Origin of the sequence: Streptomyces sp. NPDC047130 (genome assembly GCF_040643475.1) — a bacterium.
GTDB lineage: Bacteria > Actinomycetota > Actinomycetes > Streptomycetales > Streptomycetaceae > Streptomyces.
In genome coordinates, this window is sequence record NZ_JBEYUK010000002.1 from 95,325 (window position 1) to 107,729 (window position 12,405).

The 12,405-nt window shown below is 74.3% G+C and carries 11 protein-coding genes and 1 riboswitch; of the genes, 5 read left to right on the plus strand and 6 right to left on the minus strand.

What is annotated here, in order from left to right:
• Positions 1-40 precede the first annotated feature (40 nt).
• The 6 genes from ABZ836_RS02960 to ABZ836_RS02985 all read right to left on the minus strand — a co-directional run bounded on the left by ABZ836_RS02960 (position 41) and on the right by ABZ836_RS02985 (position 5,107).
• Positions 41-931: a hypothetical protein gene (locus ABZ836_RS02960; protein WP_361138688.1), complete on the minus strand. Its 891-nt coding sequence runs from the start codon at positions 929-931 to the stop codon at positions 41-43.
• 40 nt (positions 932-971) lie between these two features.
• Positions 972-1,910 carry a methylenetetrahydrofolate reductase [NAD(P)H] gene (gene metF / locus ABZ836_RS02965; protein ID WP_361138691.1) on the minus strand — a complete coding sequence of 313 codons (939 nt, stop codon included), beginning with the start codon at positions 1,908-1,910 and terminating at the stop codon, positions 972-974.
• Between the two features lie 169 nt (positions 1,911-2,079).
• Positions 2,080-2,769, minus strand: coding sequence for a thiamine phosphate synthase (thiE, locus tag ABZ836_RS02970; protein ID WP_356130791.1), 690 nt, complete (start codon positions 2,767-2,769; stop codon positions 2,080-2,082).
• Between the two features lie 293 nt (positions 2,770-3,062).
• The gene (locus ABZ836_RS02975) at positions 3,063-3,428 is read right to left on the minus strand and encodes an Rv2175c family DNA-binding protein (RefSeq protein ID WP_356130789.1); all 366 of its coding nucleotides are present in this window, start codon (positions 3,426-3,428) and stop codon (positions 3,063-3,065) included.
• 71 nt (positions 3,429-3,499) lie between these two features.
• Positions 3,500-4,732: an FAD-dependent oxidoreductase gene (locus ABZ836_RS02980; RefSeq protein WP_361139323.1), complete on the minus strand. Its 1,233-nt coding sequence runs from the start codon at positions 4,730-4,732 to the stop codon at positions 3,500-3,502.
• A gap of 60 nt (positions 4,733-4,792) precedes the next feature.
• Positions 4,793-5,107, minus strand: coding sequence for a hypothetical protein (locus ABZ836_RS02985; RefSeq protein WP_361139326.1), 315 nt, complete (start codon positions 5,105-5,107; stop codon positions 4,793-4,795).
• Positions 5,108-5,189: 82 nt separating this feature from the next.
• A riboswitch (TPP riboswitch) is annotated at positions 5,190-5,302 on the plus strand.
• Here ABZ836_RS02985 and thiO point away from each other — a divergent pair.
• The 5 genes from thiO to ABZ836_RS03010 all read left to right on the plus strand — a co-directional run bounded on the left by thiO (position 5,298) and on the right by ABZ836_RS03010 (position 12,176).
• Positions 5,298-6,626, plus strand: coding sequence for a glycine oxidase ThiO (gene thiO, locus ABZ836_RS02990; protein WP_361138695.1), 1,329 nt, complete (start codon positions 5,298-5,300; stop codon positions 6,624-6,626). It overlaps the preceding riboswitch by 5 nt.
• Positions 6,623-6,835 (plus strand): sulfur carrier protein ThiS, encoded by a 213-nt coding sequence (gene thiS / locus ABZ836_RS02995; protein WP_361138698.1) that lies wholly within the window; start codon positions 6,623-6,625, stop codon positions 6,833-6,835. Before thiO ends, thiS begins: the two co-directional genes overlap by 4 nt.
• Positions 6,836-6,881: 46 nt before the next feature.
• Positions 6,882-7,664, plus strand: coding sequence for a thiazole synthase (locus ABZ836_RS03000; RefSeq protein WP_356131113.1), 783 nt, complete (start codon positions 6,882-6,884; stop codon positions 7,662-7,664).
• An 81-nt stretch (positions 7,665-7,745) separates the two neighbouring features.
• Positions 7,746-9,686, plus strand: a complete 1,941-nt coding sequence (gene pknB / locus ABZ836_RS03005) for a Stk1 family PASTA domain-containing Ser/Thr kinase (protein ID WP_361138701.1) — start codon at positions 7,746-7,748, stop codon at positions 9,684-9,686.
• A 309-nt stretch (positions 9,687-9,995) separates the two neighbouring features.
• Positions 9,996-12,176 carry a TerD family protein gene (locus tag ABZ836_RS03010; RefSeq protein ID WP_361139329.1) on the plus strand — a complete coding sequence of 727 codons (2,181 nt, stop codon included), beginning with the start codon at positions 9,996-9,998 and terminating at the stop codon, positions 12,174-12,176.
• Positions 12,177-12,405 lie beyond the last annotated feature (229 nt).

Sequence of the window (12,405 nt, forward strand, 5' to 3'; positions counted from 1 at the left end):
GGCCCGGCCCCCGCGAGGGGGACCGGGCCGCGGCGCCGTCTCAGTACCGGTACTGCTCGTCGTACCCGTACGGGTACGGCTGCTGCTGCGGCTGCGGCGGTTGCTGCTGCTGTTCCGTCCCGTACGGGTCGTCCGCCCCGCGCTGCTGCGGGACCCAGACGCCGCCGGGCGGCGTGGTGTCGCCGTAGCCGCCGTAGCCGGAGGCGTCGTACCCGGCCTGCTGCCCGTAGCCCTGCTGCTGGCCGCCGTACGTGCCGTCGTAGCCGTACTGGCCGGTCTGGTCGCCCTGCGTCGCGTAGGGGTCCGCGTAGGCCTGGTAGTGCTGCTGGTCGTAGCCGGTGCCGGCGTAGGTGTCGTAGGAGCCGTAGCCCTGCTGGCCGTCCGCTCCGGCGGGCGTGGCGGCGGGGTATCCGCCGGTGTCGTAGCCGGAGTTGTCGTAGACGCCGTAGGAGCCGGTGTCGTCCGGCATCGGCTGCGGCTGGTACGCCGCGGCGGCCTCCGCCGCGCCCTGGTACTCGTCCTGGGCGACCGCGGCCTGTTCGTCGTCACGACGACCGTCGCGCTCGTCGCGGTCGTCGCCCTCACGGCGCTCCGCGCGCTCACCGCGCTCCTTGCGCTCGCCGCGGTCGTCGCCCTCGTACTCCTCCCAGTCGTCGTCCGCCCCGGCCCGGCGGCGGGCGGCGGGCAGGGCCCAGCCCTGCGAGAAGCCGCTGCGGAACGACAGCGTGACGAAGGTCTGCCCCACCGCGAACGCCACCGCGCCCAGGCCGATGACGGCGACCGAGGCGAAGAGCACGCCGATCACCACGCCGAGGAAGCCGACGAACGCGAGGACACGCCACCGCAGTTTCGCCTTGTACTGCAGCAGCACCTCGCCCAGCAGCCACAGCGCGACGATGCCGAACGCGATGTAGAGGACCGTCCAGCCCATGTAACGCCCCTCTCCCTGGGACCGGGGCAGTCTGACGGACTCAGACGCTCCCGGTCCACCCCTGCACTGGGTGGTGCAGGCCCAGGTTCTCGTAGATCTCCAGTGTGGCCGTGGAGTTGTTGAGCGTGATGAAGTGCAGCCCGGGCACACCCTCGGACAGCAGCCGCGCACAGAACTCCGTGGCGAAGTCGATTCCCAGGGAGCGTACAGCGGCCGGATCGTCTTTGGCTGTGAGGATCCGCTCTTTCAGCCCGGCGGGAATCACGGCGTTGCTCAGAGTGGGCAGCCGCTCCAGCATCCGGACACTGGTGATGGGCAGGACCTCGGGGATGATCGGCGTCTCGCACCCGGCGGCCGCCGCCCTGTCACGGAACCGCAGGTAGGACTCGGGTTGGAAGAACATCTGGGTGATGGCGTAGTCCGCCCCGGCACGGCACTTGTCGGTGAAGTGCCGGACCTCCGAGTCCCAATCCGGGGAACGCGGATGCAGCTCCGGGAAGGCCGCCACACCCACACAGAAATCTCCCGACTCCTTGATGAGTTCCACGAGTTCGGCGGCGTAGTTGAGGCCCTGGGGGTGCGCGACCCACTCCCCCATCGGGTCGCCGGGCGGATCGCCGCGCAGGGCCAGCATGTTGCGGATGCCGGCGTCGGCGTACTGCCCGATGATGTTGCGCAGTTCGGACACGGAGTGGTCCACGGCCGTCAGGTGGGCGACCGGGGTCAGCGTGGTGTCGGAGACGATCTGCTCGGTCTCCTTGACCGTGCCCGCGCGCGTCGAGCCGCCGGCGCCGTAGGTCACCGAGACGAAGTCCGGGGTCACCGCCTCGACCCGCCGGAGCGCGTTCCACAGGTTCCGCTCGCCCTTCTCCGTCTTGGGCGCGGAGAACTCGAACGAGACGGTCTGCCGCCCCGCGGCGAGCATGTCGCGCACGGTGCGCGCGCGGTCCGTGCGGGTGGATGCGGTTCCTATGGCCATGGTTCGCAGAGTAGCCAGGTCGCGGCCCCGGTCCAAAAGACTGTCCGATCCCCGGACAGCCGCGTCTGAGGCGTGACCTGCGCGAACCGCGGCCGCGACCTGCGCGGGAGCGGCAGCCGGGCCTCCCCGGACCGCCGCCTCGGCCCCGCGCGGACCCCAGGGCCACGGCTCAGCGCTCGCGCAGCCGCTCGGAGAACGCCTTGGCGGCGGCCGCCGGGTCGTCGGCCTCGGTGATCGCCCGGACCACCACCACGCGGCGGGCGCCGGCCTCCAGCACCTCGTCCAGGTTGCCGAGGTCGACGCCGCCGATGGCGAACCAGGGGCGCTCCACCTCCAGTGCGGCGACGTGGCGGACCACGTCGAGCCCGGCGGCGGGGCGGCCCGGCTTGGTGGGCGTGGGCCAGCAGGGGCCCACGCAGAAGTAGTCCACGCCCTCCTGGGCGGCGGCGGCCTCGGCCTGCGCCACCGAGTGGGTGGAACGGCCGATCAGCACGTCCGGCCCGAGGACCGCCCGGGCGGCGGGCACCGGGAGGTCGCCCTGGCCCAGGTGGAGCACGTCCGCCCCGGCCGCGTGCGCCACGTCGGCCCGGTCGTTGACGGCGAGCAGCTTGCCGTGGCGGGCGCAGGCCTCGGCCACGGTCCGCAGGTGCTCCAGCTCCTCGGCGGCCTCCAGGCCCTTGTCGCGGAGCTGGACGATGTCCACGCCCGCGCCCAGCACGGCGTCCAGGAAGGCGGCCAGGTCACCGCGGTCGCGGCGGGCGTCGGTGCACAGGTAGAGCCGGGCGTCGGCGAGCCGGGCGCGGGCGTCGGAGGCGGTGGTGGTGGCGGCAGTCGCGGCGGCGGCTTGGGGCTCGGGCATGGTGCGGTTCCCCCCGGAATCGTGGAAGCGTCGGGCGTGAAGGGCGAGGCGATCGGGCAGCGGTCCGGACGCTCGGCGTCCGGCGCCGGACGCCGGACGCCGGACGCCGAGCGGCAGGCACCCGGCGGAAGCGGAAGCGGAAACAGGGGCCGGGCGCGGCACGTGGTGGCGGCAAGCGCGTGATGGCGGCAGGCGCGCGGTGGTGACAAGCGCGTGGTGGCGGCAGGCGCGCGGTGGCGGCATGGGACGGCCGCCCCGCTCGTGGGGGCGGCCGCCGGTGGTGGTGCGTCGGGTCAGACGGCGAGCGCCTGGGCCCGGCGCTTCACCTCCGTGCCTCGGTTCTCGCTGAGGGCCTGCGCGGGCGTGCCCGGCAGGGACTCGTCAGGGGTGAAGAGCCACTCCAGCATCTCTTCGTCGGTGAAGCCGTCGTCCCGCAGCAGCGTCAGCAGGCCGGTGAGGCCCTTGACCACCTTGTCCCCGTCGATGAAGGCGGCGGGGACGTGCAGCGCGCGGTTCTCACCCCGGCGCACGGCGATCAGCTGGCCTTCCTTCACCAGCTGCCGCACGCGCGTCACCTCCACGTCGAGCTTCTCGGCGATGTCGGGGAGGGTGAGCCACTCGGGAACGAGAGCATCGGTCTTGGCGTCAATCTCGGTCACAGGACCAAGCGTGCCATCCAGGACCGGGAGGGGGAAGTCGGGCCCCCCGCGCTGTGGTCCTTCCGGGCGTCTCAGCGGGCGGCGGACGCCTTCAGCGGGCGGGCCGGGTCACGGATCAGGTCCGGGTCGACGAGCGCCCCGGACGCGATCAGCCGGCGGCCCTGGGCCAGGTCGCGGGGGCGGCCCACGGCCAGCAGGGCGACCAGGCGGCCCTCGCGCAGCCAGCACACGCTCCACGCCGGGTCGGCGGGCTCGCCGCGCCACAGCAGCGTGTCGGCGCCGGCGTGGTGTCCGGCGTACTGCACGAAGCGCCCGAACTGCTCCGACCAGAAGTACGGCACCGGGTCGTAGGGGGCCGCCGCGGTCTCGCCGAGGATGCCCGCGGCGACCGTCCCGGCGCCCTGGAGCGCGTTGTCCCAGTGGTGGACGAGGAGCCGCTCGCCGTACCGGGCGGAGGGGAAGGAGGCGCAGTCGCCGACCGCGTACACGTCCGGGGCGGAGGCCCGCAGCCGCTCGTCGGCCAGCACCTCGCCGTGCGGTCCGAGGTCCACGGCGCCGGCCAGCCACCGCGTGGAGGGCCGCGCGCCGATGCCGACGACCACCGCGTCCGCCTCGAGCCGCGTGCCGTCGGCCAGCAGGACCGCGCCGGGCTCGACGCGGTCGACCCGGGCCCCGGTGAGCAGGGTGGCGCCGCTCTCGGCGTACCAGGCGCCCATGGGCCGGGCGACCTCTTCCGGGAGCGCTCCGGAGAGCGGCCGTCCGGCGGCCTCCACCACGGTCACCGGGCAGTCGGCGTCCCGGGCGGCGGTGGTGAACTCGGCGCCGATCCAGCCGGCGCCGGCCACCACCACGGACTCCTTGCGCTCCAGCACGGGCCGCAGCCGCCGGGCGTCGTCGAGGTCGTGCAGCACGTGCACGCCCGCGGAGTCCTCGGTGCCGGGCAGCCGGACCGGGTGGGCGCCGGTGGCGGCCACCAGCACGTCGTAGCCGACGGGCCCCCGGGCGGTGTCGATCTCCTTGTCGGCGGTGCGCACCCCGGTGACCGCGCAGTCGAGCCGCAGGTCGATGCCGAGGCCCGCGAAGTCGACGTCGAAGGCGGCCGCGCGGTCGGCGTCGGCCTGGCCCAGCAGCACCGCCTTGGACAGCGGCGGACGGTCGTACGGCGGGTGGGGCTCCGCGCCGATCATCGTCACGGTGCCGTCGAAGCCCCGCTCACGCAGCGCCACCGCCGTCCGGACCCCGGCCATGCCGGCCCCGGCGATCACCACGCGCCGTCCGGCCCGTCCCCGCGTCTGCTCGTTCACGCCCTCGCTCACTCCCTCACCATAGACATCCCGAGCGCCACGGACACCGGAGCGCCGGAGTCACGGACGGATCTCCTCCACGACACTGGTCCCGCTGCCCGGCCGGGACTCCCACTCCCAGGTCTCCTCGAGCCGGATCCGCCCGTCGGGGAGCTCGACGACCCGCGAGACGCAGTGCCCGGAGGCGGTCGCGCCGTCACGGGTCAGCTGCACGTAGCGGAAGTCCACCCGGTCGTCCTCCCGGGTGCCGACCAGGTACCCGCGGGTGATGTCGCCACCCTGATAGGTGGCCCACACCTCGCCGTCGCGCTCGTGGTAGCGGAAGCGGGTCGCGGATCCGACCTGTCCGGGCGCCTGGTCGGAGACGGGGGCCATCAGCAGGCCGTCGAGGGAGGTGGAGCGGGTCACGGGGTGACTCCCTTTCAGCGTCGTGGAGCAGGGGTTAGGGTGGCGACGGTAAGGCACTCGCGGGAGCCCGGACGCACCGGGCTGAGAGGGAGGCTGGCGGCCTCCGACCGTACGAACCTGATCCGGGTCATTCCGGCGAAGGGAGGAGCGGGACGCCATGACGTCCGACGTACTGGTGGTGGGCGGCGGGATCATCGGCCTGGTGACCGCCTGGCGGGCCGCGCGCGGTGGCGCGGCGGTCGCCGTGGTGGATCCGGATCCGGGCGGCGGTGCGGCTCGGGTGGCCGCCGGGATGCTGGCCGCGGTCACCGAACACCACCACGGGGAGCAGGAGTTGCTCGCCCTCAACCTGGAGTCCGCGCGTCGCTGGCCGGCGTTCGCCGCCGAGCTGGCGGAGGCGTCCGGCATGGACGTCGGCTACCGGTCGTGCGGCACCCTCGCCGTCGCCCTGGACGCCGACGACCGCGCGGAGCTGCGTGAACTCGCCGAGCTGCACCGGTCGCACGGGCTGAGCTCGGAGTGGCTGACCGGCCGGGAGTGCCGCCGCCTGGAGCCGATGCTGGCACCGGGGGTGCGGGGCGGGCTGCGGGTGGACGGTGACCACCAGGCCGACCCGCGCCTGCTGGCCGCGGCGCTGCTGCGGGCCTGCGAGCGGGCCGGGGTGGTGGTCCACCGGCGGCGCGCCGTCCGGCTCGAGGTGACCGGCGGCCGGGTGACCGGGGTGGCGACGGAGGACGGCGCCGTGCTGCCCGCCGGGCGCGTGGTGCTGGCCGGCGGGAGCCGCAGCGCGGAACTGGACGGGGTGCCCGAGGAGGTGCGGCCCCCGGTCCGGCCGGTGAAGGGGCAGGTGGTGCGGCTGGCCGTGCCGCCGGTGTACGCGCCGTTCCTGTCCCGCACGGTGCGGGCCGTGGTGCGCGGCAGCTCCGTCTATCTGGTGCCGCGGGAGAACGGGGAGCTGGTGGTGGGGGCGACCAGCGAGGAGCTGGGCTTCGACACCACGGTGACCGCGGGCGGCGTGTACACGCTGCTGCGGGACGCCCGTGAGCTGCTGCCCGGCATCACCGAACTGCCGCTGACCGAGACCCTGGCGGGGCTCCGGCCGGGCACGCCGGACAACGCCCCGCTGCTCGGCCCGACCTCGCTGGACGGCCTGCTGCTGGCCACCGGCCACTACCGCAACGGCGTGCTGCTCACCCCCGTCACCGGCGATCTGATGGCCGAGACCCTGGCCACCGGGGCGCTGCCCGCACGGGCCCGCGCCTTCGCGGCGGACCGTTTCGCCGTCAAGGCCCGCGGCGCCGAGGCTCGCGGCGGGGCGGCAGGCGCCGGGACAGCCCTCGCCGGGACGGCAGGCGGCGAGACGGCTCTCGGCAAGGCGGTCGGCGGCCGGGCGACCGCCGGCGAGGCAGTGGTCGGCAGCGAGGCAGCCGCCGGTCAGGCAGCCGTCCGCCAGGCGACGACCGCCGGCCGGGAGGTCGTGGCATGAGCGCGCCCATCACCGTCCGGGTCAACGGCGCCCCCCGCGAGCTGGCCGCCGGAACCGCGCTGGACGCCGTCGTGGCCCTGCTGACGCCGGCCCGCTCGGGCGTGGCGGCGGCGGTCAACGAGACCGTGGTCCCCCGCGACCGGTGGGCGGGCACCCCGCTCGCCGACGGCGACCGGGTCGAGATCCTCACCGCCGTCCAGGGAGGCTGACGTGGAACCGAACGCACACCGCGCGCAGGGCGGCCAGGACGACGACGTGCTGGTCCTGGGCGACCTGAAGCTGACCTCCCGCCTGATCATGGGCACCGGCGGCGCGACCGGCCTGGACGTGCTGGAACGCGCCCTGGTGGCCTCCGGCACCGAGCTGACCACGGTGGCCATGCGGCGCGTGGACCCGAGGAGCCACGGCTCGGTCCTCTCCGTCCTGGAGCGGCTGGGCATCCACCTGCTGCCCAACACGGCCGGCTGCTTCACCGCGGGCGAGGCGGTGCTGACCGCCCGGCTGGCCCGTGAGGCGCTCGGCACCTCGCTGGTGAAGCTGGAGGTGGTGGCCGACGAGCGCACCCTCCTCCCGGACGCGGTGGAACTCCTCGACGCCGCCGAGACCCTGGTCGACGACGGTTTCACGGTCCTGCCGTACACCAACGACGACCCGGTGCTGGCCCGACGCCTCGAGGACGTGGGGTGCGCGGCGGTGATGCCGCTGGGCTCCCCGATCGGCTCCGGCATGGGCATCCGCAACCCGCACAACTTCGAGCTGATGGTGGAGTCCGTGGGCGTGCCGGTGATCCTGGACGCGGGCGCGGGCACCGCCTCCGACGTGAGCTTCGCCATGGAGCTGGGCTGCGCGGGTGTGATGCTCGCCTCGGCGGTGACGAGGGCGCGGGACCCGGAGCGGATGGCGCTGGCGATGCGGCACGGCGTCGAGGCCGGACGTCTCGCCCGTCTGGCCGGGCGCATTCCGCAGCGCCGTTTCGCCCACGCCTCGTCCCCCACGGAGGGCCTGGCCGAGCTCGATCCGGAGCGCCCGGCGTTCTGAGGGGCGCGCCGGGCGCGCGGCCGGGGCGCCCGCTTCCGGCGGGCGACTCCGGCCGCTCCCCACCCCTCGTAGACTCGCCCCGTGGACACGACCCTTCAGGACCCGCTCCTCGGCCGCCTGCTCGACGGCCGCTACCGGGTCGACGCGCGGATCGCGGTCGGCGGCATGGCGACCGTCTACCGCGCGCTGGACACCCGCCTCGACCGCGTGCTCGCGCTCAAGGTGATGCACCCGTCGCTGGCGCAGGACGCCGCCTTCGTCGAGCGGTTCATCCGCGAGGCCAGGTCGGTGGCGCGGCTGGCGCACCCCAACGTGGTGCAGGTCTTCGACCAGGGCGCCGACGAGGGGTACGTCTACCTGGCCATGGAGTACGTCGCCGGCTGCACGCTGCGCGACGTCCTGCGCGAGCGCGGGGCGCTGCAGCCGCGGGCCGCCCTGGACATCCTGGAGCCGGTCCTGGCCGCCCTCGGCGCCGCCCACCGGGCGGGGTTCGTGCACCGCGACATGAAGCCGGAGAACGTCCTCATAGGGGACGACGGCCGGGTGAAGGTCGCCGACTTCGGCCTGGTCAGGGCGGTCGACACGGTCACCGACTCCACCGGCTCGGTCCTGGGCACGGTCTCCTACCTCGCCCCCGAGCAGATCGAGCGCGGCATCGCCGACCCCCGCGTCGACGTCTACGCCTGCGGTGTCGTCCTGTACGAGATGCTGACCGGCGAGAAGCCGCACCGCGGGGACTCCCCCGCCCAGGTCCTCTACCGGCACCTCAACGAGGACGTCCCGCCGCCCTCGGCCTCCGTGCCGGGGCTGGCGGGTCCGCTGGACGAGCTGGTCGCCGTGGCCTCCGCGCGCGCCGCCGCAGACCGTCCGTCCACGGCGGCGGAGCTGCTGGCCCGGGTCCGCACGGCCCGTGCGGCGCTGTCCGACGCCGCGCTGGACGCGGTGCCGCCGCTGGCCCGCGCCGGGGAGCACGACCGCTCGGAGGACCGCACCTCGGTGCTCTCCGGGCCGATGATCCGTACGCTGCCGGTCGGCGACGACGAGCCCACCACGGTCGTTTCCGTCCCCGCGACGGAGCACACCGCGCGGCTCGGCTCCGAGGGCCTGCCGCCCTCCCGTTCCCCGCGGCGCGGGCTCGCCCGCCGGGGCCCTCTCGCCCTGGTCATGGGCGTGCTCCTGGTCCTCGGTCTGGGCGGCGGCATCTGGTACATCAACTCCGGCCAGTTCACCGAGGTCCCCCCGCTGCTCGCCAAGACCGAGTCCCAGGCCCGGGACCGGCTGTCGGACGCCGGTCTGGAGGTCGGCGACGTCTCCCGCCGCTTCAGCGACACGGTGGAGCGCGGCACGGTGATCTCCACCGACCCCGGTGTCGGGGAGCGGGTGCGCGGCGGGGACGCGGTGTCCCTGGTCATCTCCTCGGGACCCAAGGTGGTGAAGATCCCCTCGGTCGAGGGACGCCCCCTGGACCAGGCCCGCAAGGCACTGGAGGACCAGGGCCTCAAGCCGGGCATGGTCACGCGCGCGTTCAGCGAGAGCGTTCCGCAGGGCTCGGTGATCGGCACCGACCCGGCGGCGGGCACCGAGCGGCGGGCCGGCACGGCCGTCGCCCTGGTCGTCAGCAAGGGCGCGCCGGTCGACGTCCCCGACGTCACGGGCACCGAACTCGACGAGGCGCGGGCGGAACTCCGGGCCGCGGGCCTGAAGGTCCGCATCGACCCGCAGGAGGTCCACTCCCAGCACGAGCGCGGCCAGGTCGCGCAGCAGTCCCCCCGCCCCGGGGAGCGGGCGGGCGAGGGCGACACGATCACCCTCGCCCTCTCCAAGGGCCCCGAGATGATCGAGGTCCCCGACGTCACCGGCCGGTCCGTCGACGAGGCGACGGCGACGCTGGAGGCGGCCGGCTTCGAGGTCGACGAGGACCGCGGCCTCCTCGGCATCTTCCGCGACACCGTGAAGTCCCAGTCCCCCTCCGCCGGCGACAAGGCCCCGAAGGGCTCCACCATCACCCTCAGGATCCGCTAGCCCCGCACGCCGCACGCCCGTCCTCTCGAGCGCTTCGCCTTCCCGCTCCCCGGCTGGGCAGCCGCTCCGCGGACGTAGCGGTGGTGGCGCGGCGCGTCCGCATGGGGGGCGCAGCCGCTGTCACTCTTTCGGCGGTTCCCCGCAAGCTACTCGGAGGTAAGGGCCTCACCCACCGGATCCGGAGTGGTACGAATGCCGGACCCGAATCTTCGGCACGGCGTGGGGACGCCGTGTGTGCCAACGGGTCGGCACGGATCAGGGGGAGACACCCGCGCCGGCCAGTACGTGGGGGGACCACTCATGCACGAAATGATCAAGGGCGCCAACGTCGCACTCTCCTCGCTCAGCGAGGACACCGGCTCCGTCGTGGTCAGCCTCGGCTGGTGCAGCACGTCCGGGGACGGCGACGCCGACGTGTCGGTGCTGCTCCTGGACGAGAACGGCAAGGTCGGCGGCGACCAGGACTTCTTCTTCTACAACCACCAGGCCGCCCCGGACGGCAGCGTCCAGCTGCTCGGCAAGACACCCAAGGGCGACGGCAGCGAGGACCGCATCAGCCTGGACCTCACGGCCGTCCCGGAGCGGGTGGAACGCATCGTCGTCGCCGCCAGCCGGTACGAGGGTGCCCGCTTCGGCGATCTGGACGACCTGCGGCTGACGATCGCCGACCGGGCGGGCGAGCCGCTGCTCGGTTTCTCCATCCCCGACGCGAGCGTCGAGAGCGCGTTCCTCTTCGGCGAGCTGTACCGGCGGGGCGGCGAGTGGAAGTTCCGCGCCATCGGCCAGGGCTACGAGACGGGCCTCGGCGGCCTGGCCACCGACTTCGGCATCGACGTCGACGACAGCCCGGAGGACGACTCCGAGGAGCCGGTGCGGCTCTCCGACGCACCCGTGGACGTCACCACCGCCGCGCGCACGGCGCCCGCAGCCGCCCCTGGGGCCGACGCCGCTCCGCTCCCCGCCCAGCGCACCGACGAGCCGGCCGCCCCGGCCTCGCCCCCCGAGACCGCCCCCGCCGCGTCCACCGTCCCGACCGCGTCCACCGCCTCGACCGCGTCCACCGTCCCGACCGCGTCCACCGCCTCGACCGCGTCCACCGTCCCGACTGCGTCGACCGCCTCGACCGCCTCCGCGGCGAAGCCGGTCGTGACGCGCCGCCCGCGGACGGCGAAGCGCAAGGTCACCATCCCCGAGACAATGCGCAAGTCGCTCGCGGAGAACGAGAACTGGCAGCAGTCCCGCCTGTTCCCCGCGTCCTCCGTGAAGAGCGACCGCGAACGCGAGATGCGCGCGACGTCCGTGCTGCTCTCGGTGATGGCGCAGGTCCCGGAGTTCGGCCGCAGGCTCACCGCCGCCTTCGGCGCCCCGGCCGGCCGGACGGAGACCTTCACCGAGGTCACCCTGCCGCACGGCGAGACCCCCAGGCGCCCCGACGGCGTCATCCGCGTCGAGCGCGCGGGCCGGATCTGGACCGCGCTGGTGGAGACCAAGACCAACGGCAACCCGCTCAGGCCCGAGCAGGTCCAGGCCTACGCGGACATCGCCGCCCGCCGCGGCTACGAGGCCGTGATCACCCTGTCCAACGACGTCGCCCTGGACGGCCCCCCGGTCGTCGAGGTGAAGATCGACCGGCGCAGGAAGAACAAGGTCGCCCTCTGGCACCTCTCGTGGACGGAGGTCGCGCACCAGGCGCAGATGCTCATCCGCCACGAAGGCGTCGTCAACGCCGCCCACGCCTGGCTCCTCCAGGAACTCCTCCACTACCTCCGGAACGAGAACTCCGGCTGCCACGGCTTCCAGAACATGGGCCCCGCGTGGGTGCCCGTGCGCAAGGGCATCGACGACGAGACGCTGGTGGCCGGCGACAGCCGCGCCGTCGCCGTCGTCGAGAGCTGGGAACGCCTCATCCGGCAGATCTGCCTCCGCCTGGGCGGCGAACTCGGCCAGAAGGTGCTGCCGGTGCAGCGGGCCAAGCGCGGCGTCGACCCGGACGGCCGGCGTGCCGCCCTCGCCGACGACCTCTGCGTCAAGGGCCGGCTCCACGCGGAACTCCGCATCGACGGAACCCCGGGCGTCCTGGCCGTCACCGCCGACCTCCGCACCGCGAAGCTGCGCACCTCGATGGCCCTGCCGTCCGACGAACAGGGCTACCCCCTCGCCCGCGCCAAGCGCCTGGTCAAGCAGCTCGCCGAAGCCCCCGCCGACCTCCACATCGAAACCCTCCTCGACGGCGACACCCCGGGCCCCCGCAGCACCCTCGAACGCCTACGCCCCGAGCCCGGCGACCTCCTGCCGGGCAACGGCGCGCGGATCACCGGGTTCCGCCTCTCACTCGCGAAGAGCATGGGCAACGGCCGCGGCAGCGCCGAGTCCGGCTTCATCCGCAGCGTCGACGAGGCCGTCGACCGCTTCCACCAGCACGTCATCACCCACCTGGACCCGCGGCCGACCACGCGGCGCCGACGGGTCCCGGAGGGCGCGGACGTCTGACCCCGAGTTCCCGAGGCCTGGACGGTCACCAGGACCAGGCCCCGGCCCAACTCGCATCCCGCGGGGGAAGGCCGGGCCCGGACAACAGGTGACCGGCGTCCGGGGCGCTTCGGTTACAACCAGCCCCAGGCCAGTCACACCCCTACCAGACAGAACAAATGACCGAGTCTTAGCTGTCGTGGATGCCCCTCTCCCCATAGGTTCACGTGGTCGGCTGGTGACAACGGGA

Excerpts from the sequence above, each read along its gene's own strand:
- thiO (WP_361138695.1), top strand. The coding sequence starts at position 5,298 with ATGACGTCCGACGTACTGGTGGTGGGCGGCGGGATCATCGGCCTGGTG.
- thiS (WP_361138698.1), top strand. The coding sequence starts at position 6,623 with ATGAGCGCGCCCATCACCGTCCGGGTCAACGGCGCCCCCCGCGAGCTG.
- thiE (WP_356130791.1), bottom strand. The coding sequence starts at position 2,769 with ATGCCCGAGCCCCAAGCCGCCGCCGCGACTGCCGCCACCACCACCGCC.
- ABZ836_RS02960 (WP_361138688.1), bottom strand. The coding sequence starts at position 931 with ATGGGCTGGACGGTCCTCTACATCGCGTTCGGCATCGTCGCGCTGTGG.
- ABZ836_RS03010 (WP_361139329.1), top strand. The coding sequence starts at position 9,996 with ATGATCAAGGGCGCCAACGTCGCACTCTCCTCGCTCAGCGAGGACACC.
- metF (WP_361138691.1), bottom strand. The coding sequence starts at position 1,910 with ATGGCCATAGGAACCGCATCCACCCGCACGGACCGCGCGCGCACCGTG.
- ABZ836_RS02985 (WP_361139326.1), bottom strand. The coding sequence starts at position 5,107 with ATGGCCCCCGTCTCCGACCAGGCGCCCGGACAGGTCGGATCCGCGACC.